The sequence below is a fragment of the Deltaproteobacteria bacterium genome (assembly GCA_016235345.1).
In the GTDB taxonomy this organism is placed as follows: Bacteria; Desulfobacterota; Desulfobacteria; order Desulfobacterales; family Desulfatibacillaceae; genus JACRLG01.
The window spans coordinates 104,705-131,229 of record JACRLG010000023.1 but is presented as its reverse complement, the minus strand read 5'-3'; the positions used below and the strand labels follow the sequence as shown (position 1 = coordinate 131,229).

Below are 26,525 nucleotides of genomic sequence, written 5' to 3'. Positions count from 1 at the left end.
GGCTATAATCAGTTACGTAAAGGCTTTCCTGTCGTCAGCATAGCCTCCACCCTCGCCATCGTCTTCTCTTCCTTGAAGAAATCGACAAAGGCTTCGCGCTCCAGCTTCAGCATGGCTTCCTCGGAGATGTAGCCTCCGCTCTTTGCGTCGCCGCCGCCGATGACAAAGGCGATGCGCTTGGCAAGGAAGACGTCGTACTCCGAGACATAACCGGCGCTTTGCATGTTGAAAAGCTCGGCTTCGGCCATGCCCTGGGCCGCTTCTCCCAGAACGCGGAGCTTCTGCCTTGCGGGCGGCGCGTAACCGGCGTCCACCATGCGCAGGACTTCCTTTTTCGCTTCGCCGATGAGGTAATCGCGGTTAAACACGATGCGGTCGATGGGCCTAAGGAAGCCTTTGGCGCGGGCTTCTGCTGCGGAGTTGGAGTATTGCGCAGTTGCGATGGCCATGAACACGGGCAGGAAGTAGGCTGCCAGGTCTTTCACGTCCACTGCGTCCGGGGTGGTGGTGACAAAGCGCTTCCACAGGTTCATGCAGCCGCCGCCTGCGGGAAGAAGGCCCACGCCGATTTCAACGAGGCCCATGTAAAGCTCGGAATGGGCAACGATGCGGTCGGCGCCAAGGCAGACTTCGCAGCCGCCGCCAAGGGTCATGCCAAAGGGAGCGGCAACCACCGGGAAGGGGGAGTAAAGGCCTTTCTGGAGGCCTGACTGCGCCATGTCAAGGAAGGCGTCGATCTCGGAGAACTTGCCCTCTTTCGCAAGGCCAAGCATGTAGGCCAGATCGCCGCCGGCTGAGAAAGCGCCGGGGAAGCCGGGGGCCTGGTTGCCGATGACAAGGCCCACGCCGTTGTTGTCGACATAGTCCAGGGCCTCGCCCATGCCTTCCACCAACTCGCGGTTGATGGCGTTCATCTTGGTGTGGAATTCCACGCAGAACACGCCGTCGCCGATGTCGATGAGGCTTGCGGAGTTGTTCTTCTTCACCAGCTTGCCCGCGCCCTTGGCGGCGGCAAGGCTTATGATGGTGGAGGAAAGAACGATGGGCTTGTAGCTGCCTGACGCGAAATCGTAGAAGGAGACCTGGCCGTTTTCGGTCTTGTAGAAGGAAGTTGCGCCGGAGGCGAGCATCTTCTTGACCTTTTCGGGAACCTTAAGGCCGTCTTTTTCCATCTTGGCTACGGATTCGGCCACTCCGATGGCGTCCCATGACTCGAACGGACCCATTGCGAAGTTGTAGCCCCACTTCATGGCGTTGTCGATTTCAACAACGGTGTCGGAGATTTCGGGAATCCGGTTGGCCGCGTAAACAAGCCCGTTGGAAACCACCCGCCACGCGAACTTGGCGGCCTTGTCGTCGCCGTACACGATGGCCTTCATCTTGTCGGCAAGGTCCTTGGCTCCCTTGGCCGCCGCGAGGCAGGCAAAGTCGGGCTTGCCGTACTCTTCATACTCGCCCGTGGAAGGATTGATCACCTTGGCGATCTTTTTCCATTCCGGGGTGATGTCCTTGCGGTAGAAGCCGCCCTTGGTCTTGTTGCCGAGGAGCTTCTTCTCAATCATGGTTGCCACGAAGGCGGGAACCTTGAAGGATTCGCGGGCCTCGTCGTCAACAACCAGATCGTAGGTGTTCTTGGCCACGTGGCCTAAGGTGTCGAGGCCAACGAGGTCTGCGGTCTTATACATGGCGGTGTTGGGACGGCCCATGGAGGAGCCGAAAATGGCGTCCACTTCGGGGATGGTAAGGCCGTCTTCAACCATGAACTGCATGGCCTGGACCATGCCCTGTACGCCGATGCGGTTTCCGATGAAATTGGGGGTGTCCTTGGCCCAGACAATGCCCTTGCCGAGGATGCGCTCGCCGAAATCAGCCATGAAATCCAAGACTTCCTGGTCGGTTTCCGCTCCGGGGATGAGTTCGAGAAGCTTCATGTAGCGCACCGGGTTGAAAAAGTGCGTGCCCATAAAGTTCTTCTTGAAATCGGCGGAGGAATTGGCCGAAATGTCCTTCAACGGAATACCGGAGGTGTTTGTGGAGATGATGGAGCCGGGCTTCCTGATCTTTTCGATCTTCGCCATCACGTCTTGCTTGATCTTGAGGTTTTCGACGACAACCTCGACGATCCAGTCGCATTCTGCAAGCTGATCCCAGTCGTCCTCGAAATTACCCACGGAGACCAGGGCCGAGTCCTTCTTGGGAAGCATGAAAAGGGCGGGACGCGCCTTCACCGCTCCGTCGTAACCGGCCTGAACAATACGGTTTCTCTGCTTCTTGTCCTTTTTCTGCTCCTCCGTAAGATCGAAGGGGACAATGTCCAGAAGAAGGGTTTTGATTCCGGCGCTGGCCAAAAGGGCTGCGATTCCGCCGCCCATGACCCCGGAACCCAATACGGCTGCTTTTCTTATCCTTCTCACCATAAGAACGTTCCTCCTTGAATGAGATTTCCTGCGGCTGGAAGCGGCGTCAGCGCCGGGACCTGCCGGACATCCTAAAAAATGAATGACTCTTCATTTATGGCAGAAACCCACGCAGTGTCAAGACAAATAAAAGGCATTTAACCGAACGGATATTTTATAATTTACATCTTTAAATTCAATTTGTTAACCAAGACACGCTGTACAGCGCAAAATCCAATGAAACGGGGAACTGTTCACTTGCTGAATAGAAAACATCTGAAGAATCCATCAAATATATGTCATTATTACCTGACCATTCGGTCAGTGACTTCCCCGGATTCCAGAGCAACCATATATGGAAAAGGGCAGGCGTCACCGACATTCGGCCAAGCCATTTTTTTCCTGGACGTACGGGACGCCCGCGCTTCAAGGAAAGCCGCCAACCCTTAAATCATGCGGTTTCCGAAATGGAAGCCGTTCTCCACTGGTTGCAAGGGAGAATCAATTCCGGGACAAGAGGCAGGAAGCCCGTGAGACCTGCTTCCTGGGTCCGGCATGTATCCAATGACCGGGAGTATTTACGCAAGGGAGGGGCCATGAAAACGTCCGCAAAAAAAAGAATTGACTCAAAGCCGATATGGCCCTTGGGAGCGAACGGGTCCTGTAAGTAAAATAATTTACTGCTTTTTTCGCTTTTTTAACGGGCTGGCAAGTAATACCCTGGGCGTGAATTCTGCGGGCCTTAAAGCGGAAGTGACATTATGTACAATATTTTTACCTTAAAATCAAAGCCTTACTATGTGTGACCCATTTCATCCTCAAAAAGGAATCATACTTCTTGACACGGACGCAACGCATGTCTATAGTAAGGACGCCCTGAAGAAAAGTCCCCCCCTTTTCCAAGGGTACGCCCCCGTTAGGCAAGCTCCCCGCAAGCCTTCCGGGGGCATTTCCTTTTCGAGGGGCCAAAACCGGTCCGTACAGATACCCCGAAGAAAAAATGCCCGGTTTTCGCTCCCCTAGCCTCCCCCTTTTCGAAACATGTTTTGCGCAGACTCCCTAACGGGCCGTCACCGTCTCCTTCACCTTTTTTTCGTAGGCCTGGCGGCGGGCGTCGTATGCCTTTACCCGCTCATTGTACGCCTTGGCCTTTTCGTTAATTTCAGCCTGGCTCTTCCGGGAGGCTGTCTTGGTGCGTTCCTGTTCCAGGGCGCTCCTTTCGGCGGCAAGCGACTCCCTCTCCTTTTCCAGGGCGTCACGTTCCCTGTTCAGCATCTCCAGCCGGGCGCCCATTCCCTTGCCTCCGTCGGAGGAACCCGATTTGGCCGCAGCGTCAGTACCTTTATCATCGGCGGCCTTCCCGGAATCCGCCGCTTCGGCTGGTTTTTCCTCCGGCTTTTCGGATTTCAGGACCTTCATGCTCTTGCGGTACGCCGCCGGGATGGAACCCATGTCGTCCGTGTAACGCCACACGCCCTTGGCGTCCTTGTACCCGTAATAATCGGCCTGCGCCGACACGACGGATGAAGCCAGAACCATTACCGCCGAAAAAAGCACGAAGATGGCGCTCTTTCCCATTAGGCACTCCTTTTGGACGAAAAAACGAAATTCACCGCGCCGTAAATGCCGGATCAACAGCGCGGTGAACGAAGGAAAAAGTTACAGGCGCAAAACGCGCAGCAGGCCGACCGATGAAAACCGAGCTGGTCACTTTAAAAGCCACAGTTCGGAGATCAGTTTCTTCTGGTTTAGAACATAGCCAACCTTGGAGCCCTTTTTAAAGGAGGAACCGGCAGCGGCCAAGGTTGAGGACTTCCTGAAACGGCATCCCGGAGCCAGATAAAATGTGCGATCATCGATAATAAAGCCGCCCGCAACCACCTCGTCTATGGTCCCCTTGCCGTCAAAGGCCGGGATGCCAGCCGCTTCCGCCTCCGCAGTGGAGATTGTCCGGGTGGACGAAGACTTCTTTAACGTGGTGGTTTTCTTGGCAGGCGCGGGGGCCTTGGGCGCGGTGGTCACGGGGGAAACCGGCGCAACCGGCAGAAGGGGAATATCCTCTGCAGCAAGGGCGCTCGCTGCAAAAACGCAGGCCGTGGCGATTACCAGCAGGGCCAACAGGTTCTTTCGGATTACTGAGGTTTTCATGGCGTTCTCCCGCGTTGTGATCTCCCGCCCGAACCCACTGGTCCGGGCGGGAATTGAACCTATTGGACTTCCAGCCAGTAGAAGAAGCCGAACCTTGCCGTGGATTCGGCCTGGGCCTCGATGGTGCCGCCTGCGGTTCCCATGTAGAGGCGTTCGAGGTCGCCGTCACGGAGCACCGACGGCGGGAAAAGGAGGCCGTTGTAAACCAGTCCGGTGACATCAGCTGTCGTTGACTGGCCGGTATCCGGGTCGGTGATCACGACATAATCGCCTTCGTTCACCAGTCCGTCGTTGTTGACGTCAAAGGTGGGCCGCTTGGGCTTCTGGGTCCGTCCCCCGGTGCAGGGATCCATCTCGTACAGGGTCGAGGAACCACCGCCGGAGCAGGCCGAGTTGCTGGGAATGGCTGAAATCACCGTGAACTTGTTGTTGCGTATGGCCGGATCGCGCACCACACGTTCGCGGGAGCCGGGCAGATCGAAGAACCAGCCGGCGTTGTTGGCCGTGAGGGAGGAAGGATTGCCGTTCTGGCCCGGAGTTGCGTCGTCCTGGACGGTCCATACCGGATTCCTTGCCGTGAGCACAAGGGCCGTGCGCCCGCCGGAAGTTACCGTGGCGGCGACCTCCTGCCTTACCAGGGTTACGGTGGTCGGCTGGTTGGAAAGCCCTAGGGTGCCCCTGTTGAAGGTTCCCAGGTATTCCGCATCATCCGCGTCGTCGCCGTAGTCCCACACTCCGTATATGGTCTGGGTGCGGCTGTCGGCGTAATCCACGTCGCCTATGTATTTGCCCGTTCCGAAGCACACTATCATTCCGGGTACGCCGTCCTTGCAGTGAAGCATGGCGTCGGGCCGGGTGGTGATGGGCTGGGGCAGGCCGTCCGTGCCGGCGTTGGTGAAAAGGGGTTTGGGCGTTGTACCGGCCTTGTAGGCCACGGTCCAGGATGCCGGCGAGGACGAGGTGAGATCGAACTTCCACAGGTTTCCCTTGAGATCGCCTGCAAAGGCGTAATCCACCGTGCCGTCGCCGTCGAAATCCACCGGAACCGGCGTGGAGAGGCCGTTACAGGTAGCCACCCCCGTGTCTATCACCTTCATGATGGTGCCGTCCGACACCTTCACCACGTAGAGCTTGGCCTTCTGCTCGGAGGAAGAGTAGCCGTTGCCGAAAATGACGCCCCATCCCGCGTGGGTCTTCACCACGAAGGCCTTGCTGAAGGTGTAGCCCAGGCCGCTGATTTCGGCGGTGGGTGTTGTGGCGCTGGGGTATTCCCACTTGACGATGCTGGTTGCCGCGCTTTCCGTTGCAACTCCCCTGGCGTCGGTGACATCCAGAAGGAATATGGACTTGCCGCCCTTGCCCAGGGCTCCGGCCACCATATTACGGCCATTCACCGTGTTCTGGGCAAAGGGCATGTCGATGTAATACATATGGACGTAGTTGGTCAGGGGCAGAAGCGACAGGTTGTTGAACACCGCGTTGGGCACGTAGCCGAAGATTTCCCGCCCGGTGTCTGCGTCGAAGCAGTGGACCATGCCGTCGTTGCCGCCCGCCAGAAGCATGTTGTTCACGAAAAGCGGCGCGGAATGCACTATGTCGCCCAGCTTCTTCGTGCGCCCCCTTAATGTTCCGCCCGGATTGGTGACTTCATCGCCCTGGTAGCCGCGTATATACTTGACTATGGCTTCCTGGCGGGCCGTGTCCGTGGGGTGAAGCTGAGTCTTCTGAAGCGAGGTAAGGCTGGAATGCCGGAACGGAATTCCGTTGAAGCCGTTGTAGGTTATTATCTTGCGGTCGGTGTCCCAGTTGTCGTCCTCAAGCTCGGTGGCGGCGCTCCAGACCGGCGATTCGACAAGGACCGCGCCTGAGGATTCATCCACGTGGTAACTCTTGACATCACCGGTCCAGGTATCCGCCGAGTAGGAGGACTGGAACAGGATGGTGCCCGCATAGAGTTCCTCGCCGTTGATGGAGACCGATGCGCCGGAACCTATGCGGCTTACGATGTTCTGGGCGATGCCCAAAAGGGAGTCCACAAGCTCCGCCGTGCTTCTCGCCGAAAGGAACCTGCCCCTGCCGTTCACCGCCGCGTGCCACATGTCGTCAACCGCCGCCTGTGAATCTGCGGTGGGCTGGGGCCAGGAGGGATAAACACGCAGGCCTTCATCCGTATTGGTGAGGTCGTAATTGTCCGGGTTCAGGGTTCCGTAGAGGCCGAAGGCCACGGTGTAGGTCACCATGTGCTGGTGGGTGGCCTTGTCCTGGAAATTGGTGGGCACCAGGTTTTCCAGGGTGTTGGAAAGGTCGTAGGCGTAGTACTTCATTGCCACGTCCGCCAGGGTGTCGCTCCAGGTGTCCTTATAAGGAGCCATTCCGGAAAAATCCGTGCCGTCGTCATCCACATTGCCAACGGATGCGAAGGAGTCGTTCCAAAAACCGTCCGACATGAGCACGGTGAAGGACTGCTGGCAGGCCCCGCCCGCGTCCGCGTTGGCATAGGGCCAGGAGCCTATGGAAGTTGCCTGGCCCTGGGTGTAATACTTTCCAACCGTGTTGAGCGCCGTTCTTAGCGGCGTACTGCCCGAAGCGTAGTAGCCGGTTGTGCTGTTGGTGCTGTAAAGGGCCGTGAGAAGCGCGCCGGTGTTGTCGGTCATTATTCCGCTCACCTTCACCTTCACCGGCTGAACGGGCTTTATGAGCCTGCCCCAGATGCTGTAGAAACCCACGTTCACGCCCTGGAGTTCCACCAGGGTGCGGGCCACAGCCGCTTTGGCCGTGAGCACGCGCCTGCGGTAGAAGGTGAACCAGTTGCACCAGTTCTGCAGGGCGTCCGCGTAGCTCATCGGGTTGCCCGCAGCGTCCTTGGCTATCACGTCATCGGGCGGGGATGTGTCTTCGATTACGCCCCCCTCCTCCACCCTTATGGCGCTGTTTATTCCGAACCTGTAATATTTGATTACGCCGTCTTCAAAGTTCACAAGGTAGGGTGTGTTGTTCTCATAGCTCCACATGTAATAGTGGGCGTTCCTTACATCCACTGTGGGATTCGACCCGACAGGCACAAACTTCACGGCGTCGAAGGATGCCACAGTGTTTGTGGTGTTCGTGAAATTGTTGTCGAGCTGAACATAGCCGCTGGTGCCGTCGAAATTGTATACGCCTCCGCCTTCCAGGGTCTCGAACTTAACCCAGGTTCCGCCGTTTGAATTCTGGTTATAGGGCTTGGTGGTGTAATCGCCGCCAATGCAGTTTATGGTGTAAACCGCGTTGGCAGTTCGATTGGTGGTACCCGCAACCCAATATGCGTATATGTTGTAAGCGCCTGCCGGAAGCCCCGTGGGGGTCCACCGGGCCCATTGCGTTCCGTAAGTGGGAGATGTGGTGTTCGAGTAAAAATAATCCCCCTGCCACGGACTGCCGGAAGTAGAGCTCCTGAAGTTGCCAATTCCGCCCTTTGTGAACCCGGCGTCTCCGTCATCCACAACCCATCCAAGGCTGACCGTCTGGTAAATCGCCATCGGGTTCAAGCTTCCCGAAGAAGCGTCGTTGGGGTAGGAAAGTGTGGTGGTGGTGCTGGCGTTAGTGTAGTTGGGCCAGGGCTCGTAATCGGTGGCGGGCTCGTAATAAAGCCTGTTGTAGCCGCTCCACTGGCTCTTCCACTTGCCCTTGTCGGTGAGAAGATTGCCCGAATAGGCATCGTCGGCCATGGCCCAGATATAATACTTGCTCTCGAACATGCCCTGGCTTTCCGTGGTCATGAACTGCCAGTCCATGGAGCCGGAGTCGTCCAGAACGAACATGATGTTGGCCGCCGCCGCGTTCATCTGGGCTTCCAGGGGCCTGTCCGCAAGATCGATGCAGAGCACGGCCTCAGCCGTTGTTGATGACGTGGTGGTGGGAAGGGTCGTTGTGCTGGTGGTGGTGGTGGTGCTTGTGGTGGTGGTGGTGGAGACCAGTATCTGCTCGTAGGTGCCGGTTACGGTGCATGAGGTGGTGCAGCCGAGGTCTGCGGGTATCTCCACGTTGTTCTGGTTGGCGGGCGAGGTCCAGCCGTCCACCAGGCTCCACTCTATATTGTAGTGGGCTCCCGGCGGAATTGCCATCACCACGTCAGTGGCGGTCCAGGCGGTCTGGTAGGATGCCGTGTCGATATTGTAGAGCCGCCATCTCGCATCGGGCTGGATCGCCGTGGGCAGTATGTGGCAGGTGAAATTCACGGTGGTTGTGGGGGTGGTGACGCAGTAATCGTCCCACTCCACCTCCTTGTATTCGCCGGAGTCGTAACTGCAGACCAGAAGGCCTATGTCCTGGGTTGTTGCCACGCCGCCTGCGGTTACGGTGGGGCCTGTCTGTCTATAGGTGGTGCCGTCGTTGGAGTAAAAGCCCGTGAACTGCGAGCCCACCTTGCGCAGCTTTATCCACACCGGGTAGGTAACCGCGCCTTCTGTCACCTGGTTGGAATCCAGGGTTCCGTCGCCGTTGGAGTCCCAATATATTCCGAAACCGTGGTCATCCACCACGCCCGTCCAGGCGTATCCGCCGGAAACGCTGGCCATGTTGTTGCGGGCCGATATGCCCGCCTTGCCGAACTCGTAGGTGCGGTTGTTTTCGGTGATCTTGACAACCGCCTCGAAATTGCCCGAAACGTCGTTGTTGAAAAGGGCCGCAAACTTGTTGCTGGTGGTGAAAAAGCTGGTTCCCCTGGCCCTGATTTTGACCGCCGTGTTGCCGTTGGTCATGGTGTAGCTTGCGGGGTTTGCAAGGTCGGCGGTCTTGTCCGTCCACATCCAGGTCGGGTTCATGCTTCCGTTGAAATCATCGCAGAACGGTCCGGAGGGCGGCAGATAGGTGAAATTTCCCAGGTTGTAGGTGGTGGCCGAGGGCGCGAATATCCCCGATGTGGACAAAGGCTCGGTGTAAACCGGAATGTCGAGGAACTCTATCACGTACTCGCAGGGGCCGCTTGCACCCGTGGCGTCGGCGAACAGAACGGTTCCGCCCGAAGCGGTCCAGTCGGAGGTTATCCCGGAGCAGGGTCCCGTCACCAGCCTCTTGATCCTGAACATGGCCCCTGCGCTGTTCACTTCCGCAGGTAAGAGCGTGGCGGTGAACTTAACCATGTTCACCACGTAGGGGAATGATCCGAGACTGTGGGTTCCCGGCCCGTAGGCCCCAGTAAAGCCTGCGGGCGTGTCGTAGCCGGGTATGGTGGTAAATTCCACCGCGTAAGAGCAGACGTTGCAGCCTGAGGTCGTGTCGCTGATGGTTGCCCCGGAATTGGCCCAGCCGGATGTCCAGGCTGTGCAGGTTCCGGCCTGCCTCACTATCCGCCACTGGGCTCCGGTGGGGGCTGACGGAATGGTGAGGGAGAAATTCTTTGTGCTGCCGGTAAATGTGACTGTCGGAATTGTCCGGGTGGCCGATTGGGGCGCCAGGGCGCCAAGGTTGATGGTGGCAGGCGCACAATAAGAGCCTGCGGACAGGAACTCCACCGAATAATTACAGGTCTCGCAGATGTTGCTCATGGTGACCGTGCTGCCGGAGGCGGTCCAGGCCGAGGTTTCCGCGTCGCAGGTTCCGCCGCGCACAACCCTGTACCGGACGCCTGCCGAGACAGCCCCTGCGGGCAGAAGGGTCATCGTGAACTTGACCGCCGAGCTTGTATAGGCGGGCGAGGTTATGGTTACCGTGGCTTTTTCATTTGCGGGAATACCTATGAACGGCGCGCTGGTGGGTGGCGAGCAGTAGCCCGAAAGGGTGTTGTACTGGATTTCGTAGGTGCACGTGAGGCTTGTATAGCGGTTGACGGTTACAAGGTCGGCTTTCCAGCCGGAGTCGTAGGCGCAGCCGCCGCCGCCCGTGCTGACCAGTTTCCACCGGGCGCTTGATGATGTGCCGGACGGGAAGTCAACCCTGTAACTGACCCGGTTGGCCGCAATGGCCGCGCTTGAGAATGCCAGCCCGAAAAGGGCCAGGACGCAGAAGAAAACCGCTAATTTCCGGCTAAACCCTCCGCCGGAACGCCTTTGATTTAACCGGTGAGTGGAATTCGTCTGGTCCATGGCAGCCACCTTTTGTTGATTGGCAATACGTCTTAATTCATGAAAGCGCTTGCGGCCTTCCGCCGCTTTACTGCCCTTCTGCAAAACCTTCCGCCTGCCGGGTGAACCCGCACCGCAATGGAACCACCCGCCGTGCTTTTTTTTCTTTTTTCAGGCGGCTGAATCAGAGCCTTGATAAGAACAAAGTGCCGCCCAACCCTCTTCTTCTTTTTTCTCTCAGGCGGCTGGATCAGAGCCTTGATAAAACAAGGACCACAGCCGTTGCTCTTTTTCCTTTTTCAGGCGGCGAGATCAGAGCCTGGATAAAAACGATGAGCTGCAAGGAAGGCGAGCAGGGCGGGAAGGACGCGTACCCCAAGGTACGCGACGCGCCGGCCTGAGAAGCCTGACACAGCAGATCGCGTTTTTATACAGGCGACTAGACGGCTGGTTGGAGCCTGACTCGATATCCGACCCTGATTACGGCCTCGCCGTTCAACTGGTTGGAGCGCCCGAACACCACGTAGGAGCGAACCTGGGTTGCGGTGGCGTCAAGGGAGCCGTCGATCCTGGTTTCCACTATCCGGTAGCGGCACTCGGAGTCTATCACCTGCACGGAAGCCGCCGTTGTCCACTGGGCCGGGTCCGTGGGGTCGGGCAGGACCCCCTGGGTGGTGGCCTTTACGAGCCCCGGAAAGGTGTAGTCGCGCAGGTTGGGGCCGCTTGGGTCCGCCGTGATTTCGTCCTGAAGGGCCTGCATCCCGCCGCGCACAGCAGCCTCGGCCCTGGAAAAGTTCCGCCGGTAGACGTTCTCGTTCTGGGCCGAACGGGTGTCGGAGGACGAGGATGTGAGAACGCCTATGCCCAGAAGGGTGAGGATCACCAGGACCAGAAGCGAAAGCACCGTGACGGAACCTTTGTCCCGCCCGCGCATATTAATATGGCGATAAGTTTCCATTTACACGGGATCCTCCGCCTGGCTCTTTGTCGTGTTGAATGTGACGGCCCTGTCTTTGCCGTCGTTGTAGGTGACCCTCACTTGCACGGGGCGGGTGAGGTTGACGATGGCTCCCACGGTGGTTGTCACGTTGTAGGTTATGCTGTTGCGCAGCAGAGGGAAGGTTCCCGCCAGCCCCCCGACATTTGGCCAGGTGGCGTTTATGACGTTTTCCATCCGTTCCTGGGCGATTATTTCCGCCTCGGCACGGTTCAAATTGGCCCGGTTCATCTGCATTGCCGTAATCTGCATCTGGGCAAGGGCCAGAAGGCCCACCGAGAGTATGGACATGGCTATGAGGACCTCCACCAGGGAGAATCCTCCGTCAGCGCCACGGCTTCTGCGGGCGAATCGCTTTATGGAATCAAAGGCCTGCATTTCTCACCCTCACGCGGGTTTGCATGGTCTGGGTCTTCACGTTGCCGGTAAGGGCATCGTTTTTGCTGGTCTGGGCCTGAAGCGTTATATCCACGAAAAATACGTTGGTTCCGTTCGGCGCGGCAACTGCGGTAGCGCCGTCCTGGGCCAGGTACTGCACCTGCCAGTTGGTGACGTAGGGAATAACCATCTGGGGGGTCAGGGCCCCGGCGTTGCCGTAGTCGGTGCGCCGCCACAGGGCGTCGGAGTTCGTTCCCGGATCGTTTTCGATGTAATAGCAGACGTCCTCGCCCGACCCGCCGATGGCGGCGTTGTTGTTGATGTCCGCCGTGAAGTGAAAGGAGTTGGCGTCGGTGTCGAAGCGGTCGTCCGCGTCCTGCTGAAAACCGATTCCGGCGATCTCCTTGGGGCTTAGGCCCGCCTGCCGAATCTCGCGCACCATGAGGTTCATGGCCCCGCGAACGTCCTGGTTCATGACCAAGGTGGTCTCTATGGAGTCATGGGCCTTTATGTTGCCTATGAGCACCGAGTAAAGGGCTGTGGAGGTGATGCCCATGAGGGCGATGTAGATCAGAAGCTCCACCATGGTGACGCCTTTGTCACGGCCCTTATATATGGAGAAGCGCTTCATTTCAGAGTATCCTTATTCGCCCGGACATTGACACTTCCAGGGCCCGCTGCTGCTCGCCGTTGGTGATGGTTATGGAAATGTTGCCGTTTGCCGGGTCGATGGTTCCGTTGGGCCTGAAAATCACCGGGCTTTCGGTGGACGCCATCACCGTTGACACGCCGGCGTAATCCACGGAAAAGTTCCTGGACGCTATCTCGCCCCTGGTGACGGCCGGAACCCATGCAGTGGAGGCCGCCCTGGCATTGCCCCGCTCTATGAGGTAATTGTCTGCTGTGGCGAAGCGGACCCGCACCTCGCGCATGTCGCGGGCGGCGCGGCTCTTGGCGTCCAGAAGGTCGGCCCTGACCGTTCGCGCGGCGTTGTTCAGCCGCCAGCGCGGGATGACCTGGCGTATTCCCGCAAAGCTGATCGTGGCCAGAATGATCATCATGGCCATCACCATTATCAACTCGATAATGGTGAAGCCTCCGTCGCGCCTTCCTGCGAAAGAGACGGAGCCTGTGGTTTCCGGTTTTGCCATTGTCCGCTCCTGAATATCGGCCTTGGGGGATTTTTCCCCTTTACTCCATAATAAGGCCTTTGTGCTCTTGGCGCAAGAACCTTTTTAAGTACACTAAGAGCCATTCAAGCCCAATCTACAGGGATGAGTAAAAGAGGGCAATTAGGTGTTTCATACCGGATTAGTGAAATATTTCACATTTTTTGGACGCAGCCGTTCCTCTCCCCGCCGCGAGCCTGGGTTCATCGCAAGCCGCCTACAGGTTTTCAGCGCTTTTTCCGTATGTTATCGTCAGGGAACCGCGTACCTGGAAAGGCGTTTTTTCACATCCCCGGCAAGGTCCGTCCCCTGGGAAAGTTCCAGGGCCCGCTTCCACGCCGAAACAGCCTCCTCGCCGTGACCGGCTGTTTCATGCACATCGCCCATTTCAAGAAAGGCAAGGGCGAAATACGGGGCCGCCTGCACGGCCTTTTCATAGGCTTCCAGGGATTCGGCCAAACGCCCGGTGACCGCGTAAACCCGGCCAAGGCCGCGCCAGGCCTGGGCGAAACCGGGGGACGCCTCGGTGGCCCTTTTGTAGTAAGCAAGGGCCTTGTCGTACTGTTTCTTGTTGAAATATATGAAGCCCAGGTTCAGGAGAGGAAACTGAGGGGTTGCGTAGATCAGGTTTTCGCTCAAATCCTCCAGGACCGGTATGGCCTCGTCGTAGCGGCCCACGGCCATGAGGGACGCTCCAAGGCTGTTTTTCGCCACCGAATAGTCGGGATTTATGGCAAGGGCGCGTTTGAAAGAGGCGACAGCCTTGTCCGGCTGGGAAAGGCAAAGGTAAACCGTGCCCAGATCGAAATGGAGTTCCGCGTTGGTGTCGTCTATTTTCTGGCTTTTCTGAAGCTCGCTCAGGGCCTGACGGTACCGGCCCTCGGACATGAAGGCCTCGGCCAGCCTTCGCAGAACCAGGGCCTGCTCTTTTTCCACTCCGGTGGGCTGGCCCGCGAAGGCCGGGGCGAGGCTCGCCATGAGCAAGGCCGCAAGAACAAGAACCCCGATGGGGATGAAGGACGTTTTTACAGGTAAGGATTTTTCCATTTTTGCTCGACTCCGTTTCTGCATGGGAAATACATGTGGCATTTTGCGGCTCGCCGGACCGGCAAGGCCCGAAATGGATAAGCTCTAAAGCCCTGACGATGTCACCACGAAAACCGTAACCCCCTTGTCTTTCAGGAATTCGTCCAGGGCTTTGGACGGATCGAACCGGGTGACCAGTACGGACGCGCCGCCCGGAAGAACCGCGAAATGCCCGGACACGGCAAGGGTCGAAACAGGCTCCCGGCTCCTGTCCGCCGCTGAAAAAACCGGGTTTCTGCGGTATTCCAGGGCAAGGTTCCTCCACAGGGCCTCCATCATGGAATCCAGGCTGCCCTGCTTTCCCAGGGAAATCACCGAAAGGCCCATCCGGGCCAGTTCCTTTTCAGTGTCCCCGTAAATTGAGCCGTAGTCCAGAATGTATTCCTTGCCGTCGGCGCACTTGGCCATGTCCGCGTTTATGGTGACGTCGAAACCGGCATAGGAAAAGGAGACCGGAACGTCTTTGGCGTAGCGCACCCCCGCTGCTGGAAGCAGGCTGGCCGCCAGCTCACGCCTTTCGCCCTCGGAAAAAACCACCGAGGTCCCGGAACGCCCGCCCTTGGAGTCCCCTGACCTTACCGCAGGAACCCCGGTTTCCCGGACGTGGTATTTCCGGCTTTCCAGGTATTTCACGAATGCCGGGCGGGTGCGGGCCGAGGGCGGGGAAAGCCAGGTGATGACCTCGAAACCGGCTCCCCGGCCCAGGGGAATCACGAAATCCCCCCTCACCGTGACCGTGGCCCCGCCGTCGGAAAAAACCGTTTCCTTTAACGAGTCGATCTCCGCCCCTTCCAGCACCGCCCCAAAAATAGCCTTGGCCGTGGCGTTTCCGCCCAGGGTGACGATTCCGGCGTTGCGCCAGTGGGAAAGAACCGCCGTGCGCTCGGAGGCGGAAAGGGCCTCGCCCCGGCAGAGCACCAGCCTTTTGCCTCCCGGAAGCTCGGCTACAGGGTTACGGCCAAGGTCCAGCCTGAACTCGGCGTCCCCCGGCCCCGGAAACCGGTATTCCCCGGAATCCAGGAAAGTGACGCCAAGGGGCTTCAGAAGTCCCGCAAGTTCCGGGTGGCGGGCCTTGCCCTGCCCGGCCACCAGCTCCGGCTTTTTGGCGGGCGCGGGTTTTGGCGGGGCCGGAGGAGGCTTCACGGGTTCCGGGGGCTTCACCGCAGGAGGCGGCTGGACCGGCTTTTTGGCCGACCCTGCCCCGCCCCCCGGGGTCGGCTGAACCGGAGCCTGCGCCGGGCGAGCCTGAACTGCGACGGGCTCGCGGGTCGCCTGGGGCGGAATCACGGCCCTGGGCGCGGCTTTTGGAACCGATGCGGGCTTCACCGCCGCAGACTGCCCGGAAACTGCTGACGCTGGCTTCTGGGCCTGGGTCGCGCCAGGAACGGGCGAGGGCCTTTCGGCCTCCTCCGGCAGACCGGAGAGCCGGGAAAGCGACGGCGGCGCGGGATCGGCGGTTCCGAGCGCCGGGGACAGACGGGCCAGCGTCGGCGGAGCCGAATCGGCGGAGCCGAGGGCCGGGGACAGACGACCGAGAACCGGTGGCGCTCTGCGGGACGGTGGAAGCTGCGACGCCTTTTCCCTGGGCGCGGCTTTCGGGGGCGGGCTCGCCTTTACGGCAGGCGCTGAGGCCACCGGCGCGGGCTTGGGGGCCTCGACAGCTGCCTTGGCGGAAATCGGAGTTGCGGCTTTCTCAGGCAGGCCGGAGAGCCGGGATAACGACGGAGGCGCAGGCTCGGCGGTTCCGAGCGCCGGGGACAGCCGGGAAAGCTCCGGCGGGGCCGAATCGGCGGAGCCCAGGGCCGGGGACAGCTTGCCGAGAACCGGGGGCGCGGGCTCCGCCGCCCCAAGGGCGGGAGCCAGCGACGGCACCTGAGGCGGAGAAGGACGGGACGGTGGAAGCGTCTCAGCCGGGGCCTTGGCTGCGGCCCTTGGAGGCGCGTCAGGCTTGGCCGCTGGCGCAGGCGCTGGAACCACCGGCGCGGACCTGGGGGCCTCGGCGGCAGCCTTGGCCGGAGCAGGCTTTTCGGCCTTCTCAGGCAGGCCGGAGAGCCGGGATAACGACGGAGGCGCAGGATCGGCGGCTTCAAGGGCCGGGGACAGCCGGGAAAGCGTCGGCGGAGCAGAATCGGCGGAGCCCAGGGCCGGGGACAGCTTACCGAGACCGGGCGGCGCGGGCTCTGCCGCCCCAAGGGCGGGAGCCAGCGACGGAACAGGAGGCGGCGCGGGACTGGGGGCGGGCTGAGGTTCGGCCTTCCCCGCCGCCACCGGCGAGGTAAGGGGCGCGGCCTCGGCCCTGGCCTGGGTCGCAGTCACCTGGGCCGGAGCGGCCTTTGCCGCAAGGCTTTTGGGGTTTTCGGCGGGAGGCTCGCTTTTGGGGGCCAGGGGCCTGGATGTGGCGGAAGGAACCGGCTTCTCCGGCTCTCCCTTTTCCGGCTTCGACTGCGGAATCCTCACCACGTCTCCGGGAAATATCCTGTTCACGTCCGAAATATGCGGATTAGCCCGGCGGAATTCCGCAAGGCCCTTCCGGTATCCCGCCGAGCCGGGCTTGCCGTAAACGGGGGCCACCATTTTGGCCACCGTGTCGCCGGGTTTTACGGTGGCCGTGGCCCCCTCCCCTTCATCCGGCCCTTCGACCGCAGGTTCCGAGGCGTCAAGGCCTGCATCCGAACCTGCGGCTTGTTCTTCCCCTCCCGGAAAAAAGACCACCTCTCCGGCGTAGATGAAGTTCAGGTCCGTCACCGACGGGTTCAATTCCCTGAACCTGTCCACGCCCTTTCGGTAGCCCTCCGAGCCCACGGGCCCGAACCTTCCGGCTATCATGGATGAAACCGAGTCCCCGCGCCGCACCTTCACCGCACGCGCCGCCTCCCTGGGCGGCGGCTGGCTTGGCTCCCCGGCCCCTGAAACAGAGGCGAAGGGCAGGGTCACGAAGCCCTTGGCGTCGGCGGAAAAAGTGCCGACAGGGGCCTTTTTGAGGGGGACCACGATGGTCTGGCCGGGATAAATGCGGCTCAATTCCGTGACGTGGGGATTCAAGCGGCGGAAAATGGCCATGAACTCCCGAAATTCACGGTAGGCTATCTGGCCTTTAAGGCGCATGATTTCCAGCACGAAATCGCCGGGGGCCACGGTGTAGGTGTCGCACAGGACCTCCACCCCGCCTTCTTTGTAAAGGGAAAACCGGCGATAGGTCATGGCCCTGGCCGCATTAAACGGCAGGGACTGGAGCGCGAGGAAAAAAACCAGGGCCAGGGCCGTCGGCCCCAAAAAGCGGAAAAAGCCCTTTGGGGGCAGGAGCGCCCTCACGCCGCCCTTATGGCGCAGTTCGGCCTTTACGGCGGGGTCGCCGGGAAAGGATGGAGGAAGCGCCCGGCGCTTATCCCGCCCTTTTTCCCAGCTTGAGGGCCTTGGCGACGTCCCTGGTGGTTTTTGAAATGAATTGGTCAAGGGCATCCCCCGAAAGGGGCTTGCCCGGAGCGGGCACTTCCGCAAGATCGGCGGGGTGAACCAGTTCCGGGTGATTTTGAAGCTCCGGCTTCGGAACCACTCCGAATTCGGGCGGAAAGGAGTCCGAAAAATACATGCTCTGGAACGCCGAAAACTTTATGGCGTGGGCCGTGGCGTCAAGAATGGCGGTTTCGGCGTCCGTCACCACGCCCTTTTCGAGGGCCGCAAGCATTCCGGCGTAGCACTCGCCGCCCTGGGTGCAGGCCACGTGGCCGCGACGGTTCACCGTGAGCATCCCGTCCATTATCTGCTGTTCGGTCACCTGGACCACCTTCACGTTTTCAAGGCCCGAACGCTCGTTATAAGCGTTTGCGAGCCTGATCACCCGTGGCATGGAAACGGGATTCCCTATCATTGCGGCCTGGGCCGCCGAAGGCTGTACCGTTACCGGCGCGAATTTCCGGCGGGCCGGGTCGGGCTCGGAGTAATAGCGGAAAACCGGGTCGGCGTGGTGGCTCTGGACCCCCACAATCTTCGGCAGGGTTTCGATGATGCCAAGCTCGTGGAATTTAAGGAAGCCCGCCATTACGGCGGTTATGTTGCCCGCGTTTCCGATGGGCACGAACACCGCGAGGTCTTTTACGTCCCAGTCAAAATCCTGGGCCACTTCGTATGAATAGGACTCCTGGCCCAATATCCGCCAGGCGTTCTTGGAATTCAGAAGCGCCACCTGATAGGTTTCGGCGAGCCGCTCCACCACCTTCATGCAATCGTCGAATACGCCCGGAATCTCGAAAACCCTGGCCCCGCTGCCAAGGGGCTGGGAAAGCTGCTCCGGGGTCACCTTGCCGTGGGGCAGAAGCACGGCGGACTTTACTTTCGGGTTCAGGAAGCTGGCGTAGAGAGCCGCAGACGCCGACGTGTCTCCGGTTGAAGCGCAGACTGCCAGGATTTCCTCCGCCTGGCCCGACCGGAGAAGATAATTGATGTAGCTGACAGCCGAGGCCATGCCCCGGTCCTTGAAGGAGGCCGACGGGTTCTGGCCGTCGTTCTTGTAGAAGAAGCGCATCCCCGATTCCTGTTGCAACACAGGGGCGGCCTCGACGAGGGGAGTGTGGCCCTCGCCCAGGTACACCACGGAATCGAGCGGGATCACCGGGCCGATAAGCTCGTGATAGCGATAGATGCCCTTTAATGCCGGAATGTTCAGCATCCGGCGAAAATCGAAAATCCGCCTCCAGGTTTTGGAGGGGGTGGCTTTCAGGCGCGAAAAATCGGCGTCTTCAAGTAAAAGCACCCCGCCGCAGGAGGGGCAGGTATAGAGAAGTTCGTTTATTCCGTGGAGCTTTTCGCATGAAAGGCAGCGGTAAACCATGCCGCCCGACGGGGCCGGAATCAGGCGGTCTGCGATGTCTTTTGGAAAATCGTCAATCCTCATCTCGCTATGACCTCCTTTCCTCCCATGTATTGCCTGAGGGCAACGGGTATGGTGACCGAGCCATCCTCGTTCTGGCAGTTTTCCAGAATGGCCGCGAAGGTCCGCCCAACCGCAAGCCCGGAGCCATTCAGGGTGTGGACAAGCTCCGTGCCTTTTTTTCCGGGCCGCCGAAACCTGATGTCGGCCCGGCGGGCCTGGTAATCAGTGAAATTGGAGCAGGAGGAAATCTCCCGATAGCAGTTCTGGGCCGGGAACCACACCTCGATGTCGTAGGTCTTGGCGGAGGAACAGCCCATGTCGCCGGTGCACAGGGTGATGACCCGGTACGGGAGTTCCAGGAGCCGTAAAATGGTTTCGGCGTTTTCAAGGAGGCTTTCAAGCTCGTCCCAGCTTGTCTCCGGGGTGGTGAACTTCACCATCTCCACCTTGTCGAACTGGTGCTGTCTTATGAGCCCCTTGGTATCCTTGCCGTAGGAGCCGGCCTCGCTGCGGAAACAGGGCGTGTATGCCGCGTATTTTATGGGAAGGTCGGCCTCGTTAAGGACCTCCCCCCTGTGGATGTTGGTTACGGGCACCTCGGCGGTGGGGATGAGATAAAGGTCCCAATTGGCGATCTTAAAGAGGTCCTCCTCGAACTTGGGAAGCTGCCCGGTGCCGGTCATGGAGGCGGAGTTTACCAGAAGCGGCGGAAGGGCCTCAAGGTAGCCGTGCTTACCCGTGTGAACGTCCAGCATGAAGGAGACTATGGCCCGCTCCAGGCGCGCGCCGTCGCCAAAATAGAGAGGGAATCTCGCCCCGGCGATTTTCGCGGCCCGCTCGAAATCGAGGATTTTAAGGTCTTCGCCGATTTCATGATGGGCCTTGGGGGTAAAGTCGAAACTGCGCGGAGTTCCCCACTTGTGGCGCTCCGGGTTGTCGCGCTCGTCAAGCCCAACCGGCACCGACTCGTGGGGGATGTTGGGAATCCCCAGAAGGGCTGAACTCACGGCCTCTTCGGCTGGCGCAAGCTCGGCTTCGAGTTCCTTAATTTTATCGGAGACCCCGGCCATGCGCTCCCGGAGGTCCCTGGCGTCGCCGCCGGATTTCATTATCTTTCCGATTGTCTGGGAGGCGGTGTTGCGCTGGTTGCGCAGATCCTCCACCTGGGCCAGGAGCCCGCGCCGTTTTTCCTCAGCGGCCAGGAAGGATTCCAGGTTTCCCTTGTTTCCCCGGTTTTCCAGGGCTTTTTGAACAAGGTCCGGGTTTTGCCGGACCAGCTTCAGATCTAGCATGACGTGTCCTGAATTTAAGTCGAATTATTGTTTCGCGTGACGGGAAAAGGGCGGCCACGAGGCCACCAACCTCAAACATTATCATCTGCGGGAATTTTCGTCAATGATTACGCTTGGTCGGCGGGCGGCAGTCGGCGGCAGGCGGCTTACCTCCGGGAGCGCGGGCGTCCCGCCCGCTTTTGCCGCCGATGCCGGCGGGACGCCCGCGCTCCCAGGGGCTTTCCTCTCTTTCACCGCAACCATGGGCAGAGTGATTGAAAGCGATGAAATGCAAGGAAGGCGAACGGCGCGGGAGCAAGCGTACTTCTCGTACGTAGCGGACAGCGCCGTGACGCCTGACACAGCAGATCGCGCCCTCAGCCCCCCTGCCCCTTCAAGTGGCGGGCCACCCAATGCGCCGCCCTCATTCGGTTTTCCACGCCTATCTTGCGGTAGATGTTGTAGATGTGGCTTTTAACGGTGTGAAGGCTGATGAAAAGGGCGTCGGCGATTTCCTTGTTGCTCTCTCCGGCGGCGATTTTGAAGAGGATTTCCTTTTCCCGGAGGGTCAGCTCGTCCGCGCCCTCGCCGGGAGCGCCGCCGGGGCTCTTGGGCTCCATGAGGAATTGCGAGAGCACCTCGCGGGAGTACCACAGCTCGCCTTCGAGAATCGCCGCGATTCCCTTCACCAGGGCCGAGAGGGTGGTTCCCCGGTAGAAGATTCCGCGCGCCTTGCGGGCGAGCGCCTCGCGGGTGAGGTTGTCGTCGTTTTTGGCGTTGAAGATGGCCACGAAAAAGAGCGAGGGGCTGTCGCGCTCCATTTTTTCCACGGAGTTCCAGAGCTCGGCGGGGTCCGCCCCCTGGCAGTCGAAAAGTATGAGGTGGATGGCCGCCTCACCGTCTCCGCTGACGGAAAACTGGGCCTGGGGGGTGCATGCGAGCCCTTCCTCGTTTTCCAGGTACCAGCCCAGAAGCTCGTTTTGAAGCTCGTTTTCGCCCACCACGTGCACAAGGACATCGGGGATGGGCTTCATGGCGGGTTTTTTTCGGGTGTCTCGCTGCTGCATGGCTGCCTTCCGTGACGGGACCGCAAGGGGCGGCGGCGATAGAAAACGCCAGACCTTTCACGCCTTGGGCAAAAGTTCGTTGGGAGGAAACTCAATGAGTGGAAAAAATCTTACATTTGGAAAAAATCTATCAGACTTTCGGCCTAATTTCAAATCAAACTTTCGGATTAGAAAAAATATGCGGGGAAAATTTTTTCGGGCGGGCTTTTGGGAGGCTTTTTCCTGTGAGCGCGGGCGTCGACGCCCGCGCTCACAGAAACGGCGCTTCCGATGCGCTTTCGCACAACCGAAAATCGTTCAGTGAAGTTTAAATGTTCACTTCTCCTGATCCTTTATAAGGAAGCGGTTCACCGCCTTTTCGTGTTCGGGCTGGTGGTGGCAGACCCCCTGGAAGGTGGCGGAGAGGTCCAGGACGTCCAGGAGGCCGCGTTCGCGGGAAAGCTGCATCAGCCTTTTTGTCATGCGAAGTGTGCGCCTGGGCTGGCGGGTTATCTCGCTTGCGATGGAAAGCGCCCTCTTCATGAGCTCGGCGGAGGGCACAACCTCGCTCACAAGGCCCATGCGTTCGGCGGTTTTGGCGTCTATGACCCGGCAGGTGTAAGTGAGAAGGGATGCTCTTGAAAAGCCGATTATGCGCTGGAGGAAAAAGGCCCCGCCGTCGCCCGGAACAAGGCCCAGAAGGCCGAAGGTTTCGCCGAAGCTGGCCCGTTCGCCTGCTATGCGGATGTCGCACATGCACGCAAGATCGCAGCCCGCGCCTATGGCCGGGCCGTTGACGGCGGCGATCACGGGAAGGTGGAAGCCGTAGAAGGCCCGTGGGATGCGCTGTATGCCCTGGCGGTATTTCTCGGCTATTTCGTCCGCCGTGCCCGCGAACATTCCAAGGCGATTGGCCATGTCCTTCACGTTTCCACCCGCCGAAAAGGCGCTTCCCGCGCCTGTGAGCACCAATACCTTCACCGATTCGTCGCGGTCCAGGGCGGAAAGCGCCTCCACGATTTCATCTATCATGGCGGCGCTGGAAATGACGTTACGGGTGTCCGGCCGGTTTAGGGTGAGAACCGCGATCTCATTTTTGATTTCAAGAATTATTTCCCTGTAGCTCATTTCCGTCTTCCTTCTTTATGGTTTTGGTCTGCGCCTGAATTTCTTTTGGAAAATGAACCTGATTTTACTTATTGAATCAAGTTCAAAATATTCTTGACCCCAAGTCCCGCCCGTGGTTAATAAGACCCATCGGTCAAGTATAGTAGGCCTGAAGCACCATTCGCAAATCTTTTTCACAATCGCGTCACCACCATTGCAGGAAAAGGAGCCGCCCCTATGAACATTGACCAGGACTTGGGGAAAGTCGCCCCGCAGGTTTACCAGAGCAAGATCAACGTGCCCTACAGCTGGTGGGCGGGCGACACCGCCGCCGCCTTTTTCGCGCGCCTTGCGGAAAAATCCATCGTTGCGGGCCGCTGCGAGGCCTGCGGCGCGGTGAGCGTGCCGCCCCGCAAGGCATGCCCCGGCTGCGGCGGGGACGCCATAGCCGAAAAGGCCCTGCCCGGAGGCGGGACGGTCACGGGCTTCACCGTGGCCCGCCGGAAGCTGGCGGCGCTGGGAACCAAAAAAGTGCCGGTGATTTTCGCCCTCATCGCCCTTGACGGAGCCGACAACGCCTTTTTGCACATCCTGGACGGCTGCGCCCCCGAAGATGTCAAAATCGGGATGAGGGTAAAGCCCGTGTTCGCGGATGACCCCAAGGGCGGGATACTCGATATCGCCCACTTTGAACCGGCATAGTTCCTTGACTCCATGGGGAGATTTCATATGGAAAACATAGCGATCGTCGGCATGGGCATGACGAGGATAGAGGCCAACAAGGTCTCGGAGAACTTCGCCGACATGGTGTGGGAGGCCGTGAACAAAGCCCTTGACGATGCTGGCCTCACCATAGACGACGTGGATAACGTCATCACCACCTCCAACGACTTCTGGGACGGACGCACCATCTCCTGCATGGCCGTGGGCGACGCTTCGGGTGTGCGCAACAAGAACTGCTCCTGCGTGGAGGGCGACGGCACCTTCGGGGCCTTCTACGGGCTCACCCGCATACTTTCGGGCTCTTACGGCACGACCCTGGTGACGGCCCACACCAAGGGCAGCGAGTCGGTTTCAAGCCTCATCACAAACGCGGCCTTCGACCCGGTTTACGAGCGGGCTTTAGGCATGGACATGATAACCGCCGCCGCGCTTCAGGCCAACATCTACATGGCCAGGACCGGGACGACCTCCGAGGACCTCGCGCGGGTGTCGGTGAAAAACCACGGCAACGCCCTCCACAACCCCTATGCCCAGCTTCCGGCAAAGATTACGGTGGATGAGGTTCTGAAAAGCGAGATGATCGCCGACCCCCTTCACAAGCTGGACTGCTCGCCGGTGTCGGACGGGGCCTGCGCCATAATTCTGGCCCGCGAGGACCGGGCCAAAAAAGCAAAAACCAAGCCGGTATGGGTGAAGGGGGTGAGTTTCTGCTCGGACGCCTACCACCTTGGCGACCGCGACCTAAGCGACCCCAAGAGCCTTAAGGTCGCCGCAAAAAAGGCCTACGCCATGGCCGGAATCACGGACCCCGCCAAACAGATTGATCTTTGCGAGGTTTACGACGCCTTCACCCACCAGGAGCTTATGTGGCTTGAGGGCCTTGGCCTTGCCGAAGCCGGAAAGGCCAGGGACGATCTCAAAAGCGGGCGCTTCAATGTAACAGGCGCTCTTCCGGTCAACGCATCCGGCGGGCTTCTTTCGGGTCATCCGGTCATCGCGGCGGGCCTCATCCGCATGGCCGAATGCGTGCGGCAGCTTAGGGGGGAGGCGGGCGCGGTCCAGGCGAAAAAGGCCAAAACGGCGGTGGCTCAGGGTGTCAACGGTCTTTGCGGCCAGTCCCACTGCGTGTGGGTTCTCAAAAGCGAAAAGTAGGAGGGCCAGATGGGAAAACGAGTAGCCGTAGTCGGCACCGGCCAGACCATTCACAAGAGCCACCGGCCAGACGTCACCGGCCAGGAGCTGATCGCCGAGGCGGTACAGAAGGCCCTTGGCGACGCAGAGCTTAAAATAAGCGACATCGACGCCATAGTCATCGGCAACATGGACCATTTCGAGGGCATCAACTACGTGGACTGCTGGAGCGTGGCAGGCTCCGGCGGCGTGATGAGGCCCATAATCAAGCTCACCACCGGCGGCACAACCGGCTCGACGCTGGCCATAGGCGGCTACCACATGGTGGCCTCCGGGCTTTTCGACAAGGTGCTGGTCATCGGCTGGGAAAAGAACTCCGAAAGCGACACAACGGGCGCGATAACCACCGCCTTTGACCCCATCTGGGACAGGCTTGTGTTCGCCGGGGCCATAGCGGGCCTTGCCGCCGAGGGCATGGCCTACAAGACCGAGTTCGGCCTTACCGACCGCGACGCCGCCAGGGTCTCGGTCCGGGACCGCCGCCACGCCTGCAACAACCCCCACGCCCAGCTTCACAAGGAAATCACAATAGAAGACGTTTTGGAGTCCCCCATGCTCTCGGACCCCATTCATCTTCTGGATGTCTGCCCCCGCACCGACGGGGCCTGCGCGGTCATCATGGCAAGCGAAGACTGCGCGGAGAAAATCTGCCCGACTCCGGCCTGGATTTGGGGAACCGCCAACCGCCACACTTACACCTACGTGGGCGACGTGAACTTGGGCCAGATAGATTCCATGAAATACGCGGCCCTGGACCTTTTCGGCAAGGCCGGAATCAAAGAACCGCGCAAGGAAATAGACGTCATAGAACTTTACCAGCCCTATTCCTTCGCGGGCATAATCTGGATAGAGGCAATGGGTATCGTGCCGCGTGGCAAGGGCACCGAATACATCTGGAGCGGGGCAACCGACATGGGCGGCGAGATTCCCATAAACCCGTCGGGCGGCGTCATAGCCTGCAACCCCATCGGAGCCACCGGGCTCATCCGCTGCGCCGAAGCATCCATGCAGATAATGGGGAAAGCCGACAAAAGACAGGTGCCGGACGTCAAGATGGCCGTCTCCACCGGCTTCGGCGGATGCTTTTGGACGGATATGCTGCTCTATGGAAAAAAGAAGCCCAGCTAAGGAGAAAACATAATGGCGCGCGGCGACCATCTCATAATTACTTCGGACCAGGCCCAGCCCTTCAACTACGCGGTGGGGCTTTACGGAAGCAAGTTCTTCCAGGAGTTGAAAGACAACCGCCGGATCGTGGGCTCGAAATGCCACAAATGCGGCAAGGTTTACGTGCCTCCAAGGAAGGTCTGCGGCGGCTGCTTCTGCGAGAACACGGAGTTCGTGGAAGTCGGCCCGCAAGGCACCATCGGCACCTACACCATTGTACGCTACACCTTCATCGACCCCGAAACGGGCAAGCAGAAACCGGTGCCCTACGGCTACGGGTTCATCCGCTTCGACGGTGCGGACACCCTCTTCCAGCACTTCGTTGAACTATCCGACGACCGCCCCTTAAAAATCGGCGCACGGGTGGAGCCGGTCTTCGCGGACGTCATGAAGGGCACAATCAGGGACATCCTTTATTTCAGGATCATTGACTGAGCTTTTCAGAAGCGGAATTGTGGAGGTAAGCCCGCAAGGTGATAAGCCTTACGGGTTTCCTTTATTCCTGAGACATAAAAATTCTGCTTGACGTAACATGGAAAGCGTATTATTTTGTTTGCGTCGGCGGAGGTTCCTATCTGCCAACTTTACAAAGGAACCGCCATGATTAAAACCTTTGCAACAAAGGAAACCGAAGCCCTTTTCAAAGACAGGGAGTGTCCCGCCAAATGGCAATCAGTGGCGAAATCGGCCTTCAAGACATTGCGGATGCTCAACAGGGCTCAAAGCCTCAATGATTTGGCTGTAATTCCGGGAAACCGCCTGGAAAAACTCCATGGAGACATGAGCGGAAGGCATTCCATCAGAGTCAACAACCGGTTTAGGGCGACCTTCCGATGGGAAAACGGGGAGGCTTTTGAAGTAAAAATTGAAGATTACCACTAAAAAGCCTGCACCGACAAATCGAACTAACAGAAAACACAACGCCACCTGTAACT

At 59.4% G+C, this 26,525-nt stretch carries 19 protein-coding genes; 5 read left to right on the top strand and 14 right to left on the bottom strand.

Going from position 1 to position 26,525, the window contains the following annotated elements; genetic code table 11:
- Window positions 1-8: 8 nt before the first annotated feature.
- The 14 genes from HZB23_11205 to HZB23_11140 all read right to left on the bottom strand — a co-directional run bounded on the left by HZB23_11205 (window position 9) and on the right by HZB23_11140 (window position 22,530).
- Window positions 9-2,417 carry an enoyl-CoA hydratase/isomerase family protein gene (locus HZB23_11205; GenBank protein MBI5845223.1) on the bottom strand — a complete coding sequence of 803 codons (2,409 nt, stop codon included), beginning with the start codon at window positions 2,415-2,417 and terminating at the stop codon, window positions 9-11.
- Window positions 2,418-3,455: 1,038 nt separating this feature from the next.
- Window positions 3,456-3,974: a DUF4124 domain-containing protein gene (locus HZB23_11200; protein MBI5845222.1), complete on the bottom strand. Its 519-nt coding sequence runs from the start codon at window positions 3,972-3,974 to the stop codon at window positions 3,456-3,458.
- Window positions 3,975-4,103: 129 nt separating this feature from the next.
- Window positions 4,104-4,544: a hypothetical protein gene (locus HZB23_11195; protein MBI5845221.1), complete on the bottom strand. Its 441-nt coding sequence runs from the start codon at window positions 4,542-4,544 to the stop codon at window positions 4,104-4,106.
- 59 nt (window positions 4,545-4,603) lie between these two features.
- Window positions 4,604-10,606, bottom strand: a complete 6,003-nt coding sequence (locus HZB23_11190) for a hypothetical protein (protein ID MBI5845220.1) — start codon at window positions 10,604-10,606, stop codon at window positions 4,604-4,606.
- A gap of 418 nt (window positions 10,607-11,024) precedes the next feature.
- Window positions 11,025-11,543: a hypothetical protein gene (locus HZB23_11185; GenBank protein MBI5845219.1), complete on the bottom strand. Its 519-nt coding sequence runs from the start codon at window positions 11,541-11,543 to the stop codon at window positions 11,025-11,027.
- On the bottom strand, window positions 11,544-11,960 hold the full coding sequence (locus tag HZB23_11180; protein MBI5845218.1) for a prepilin-type N-terminal cleavage/methylation domain-containing protein: 417 nt from the start codon (window positions 11,958-11,960) through the stop codon (window positions 11,544-11,546).
- Window positions 11,947-12,591 carry a prepilin-type N-terminal cleavage/methylation domain-containing protein gene (locus tag HZB23_11175; GenBank protein MBI5845217.1) on the bottom strand — a complete coding sequence of 215 codons (645 nt, stop codon included), beginning with the start codon at window positions 12,589-12,591 and terminating at the stop codon, window positions 11,947-11,949. The genes HZB23_11180 and HZB23_11175 overlap by 14 nt, the downstream gene beginning before the upstream one ends.
- Window position 12,592: 1 nt before the next feature.
- The gene (locus HZB23_11170) at window positions 12,593-13,111 is read right to left on the bottom strand and encodes a GspH/FimT family pseudopilin (protein MBI5845216.1); all 519 of its coding nucleotides are present in this window, start codon (window positions 13,109-13,111) and stop codon (window positions 12,593-12,595) included.
- A gap of 270 nt (window positions 13,112-13,381) precedes the next feature.
- Window positions 13,382-14,176: a tetratricopeptide repeat protein gene (locus tag HZB23_11165; protein ID MBI5845215.1), complete on the bottom strand. Its 795-nt coding sequence runs from the start codon at window positions 14,174-14,176 to the stop codon at window positions 13,382-13,384.
- 84 nt (window positions 14,177-14,260) lie between these two features.
- A complete protein-coding gene (locus HZB23_11160; GenBank protein ID MBI5845214.1) occupies window positions 14,261-17,668 on the bottom strand; it encodes a LysM peptidoglycan-binding domain-containing protein in 3,408 nt (1,135 codons plus the stop codon).
- Window positions 17,598-19,106 (bottom strand): threonine synthase, encoded by a 1,509-nt coding sequence (thrC, locus tag HZB23_11155; GenBank protein MBI5845213.1) that lies wholly within the window; start codon window positions 19,104-19,106, stop codon window positions 17,598-17,600. Before thrC ends, HZB23_11160 begins: the two co-directional genes overlap by 71 nt.
- Window positions 19,103-20,377, bottom strand: coding sequence for a serine--tRNA ligase (gene serS, locus HZB23_11150; GenBank protein MBI5845212.1), 1,275 nt, complete (start codon window positions 20,375-20,377; stop codon window positions 19,103-19,105). The genes thrC and serS overlap by 4 nt, the downstream gene beginning before the upstream one ends.
- Window positions 20,378-20,733: 356 nt before the next feature.
- Window positions 20,734-21,423 (bottom strand): response regulator transcription factor, encoded by a 690-nt coding sequence (locus HZB23_11145; GenBank protein MBI5845211.1) that lies wholly within the window; start codon window positions 21,421-21,423, stop codon window positions 20,734-20,736.
- Window positions 21,424-21,738: 315 nt separating this feature from the next.
- A complete protein-coding gene (locus HZB23_11140) occupies window positions 21,739-22,530 on the bottom strand; it encodes an enoyl-CoA hydratase/isomerase family protein (protein MBI5845210.1) in 792 nt (263 codons plus the stop codon).
- A gap of 216 nt (window positions 22,531-22,746) precedes the next feature.
- On the opposite strand from HZB23_11140, the gene HZB23_11135 reads away from it, so the two are divergent.
- The 5 genes from HZB23_11135 to HZB23_11115 all read left to right on the top strand — a co-directional run bounded on the left by HZB23_11135 (window position 22,747) and on the right by HZB23_11115 (window position 26,472).
- Window positions 22,747-23,211 carry a Zn-ribbon domain-containing OB-fold protein gene (locus HZB23_11135; GenBank protein ID MBI5845209.1) on the top strand — a complete coding sequence of 155 codons (465 nt, stop codon included), beginning with the start codon at window positions 22,747-22,749 and terminating at the stop codon, window positions 23,209-23,211.
- A 27-nt stretch (window positions 23,212-23,238) separates the two neighbouring features.
- Complete coding sequence (locus HZB23_11130) at window positions 23,239-24,384, top strand: thiolase family protein (protein ID MBI5845208.1); 1,146 nt, start codon at window positions 23,239-23,241, stop codon at window positions 24,382-24,384.
- A 9-nt stretch (window positions 24,385-24,393) separates the two neighbouring features.
- Window positions 24,394-25,551, top strand: coding sequence for a thiolase family protein (locus HZB23_11125; protein ID MBI5845207.1), 1,158 nt, complete (start codon window positions 24,394-24,396; stop codon window positions 25,549-25,551).
- A gap of 33 nt (window positions 25,552-25,584) precedes the next feature.
- The gene (locus tag HZB23_11120; GenBank protein ID MBI5845206.1) at window positions 25,585-26,025 is read left to right on the top strand and encodes a Zn-ribbon domain-containing OB-fold protein; all 441 of its coding nucleotides are present in this window, start codon (window positions 25,585-25,587) and stop codon (window positions 26,023-26,025) included.
- Window positions 26,026-26,190: 165 nt separating this feature from the next.
- Window positions 26,191-26,472, top strand: coding sequence for a type II toxin-antitoxin system RelE/ParE family toxin (locus HZB23_11115; protein ID MBI5845205.1), 282 nt, complete (start codon window positions 26,191-26,193; stop codon window positions 26,470-26,472).
- Window positions 26,473-26,525 lie beyond the last annotated feature (53 nt).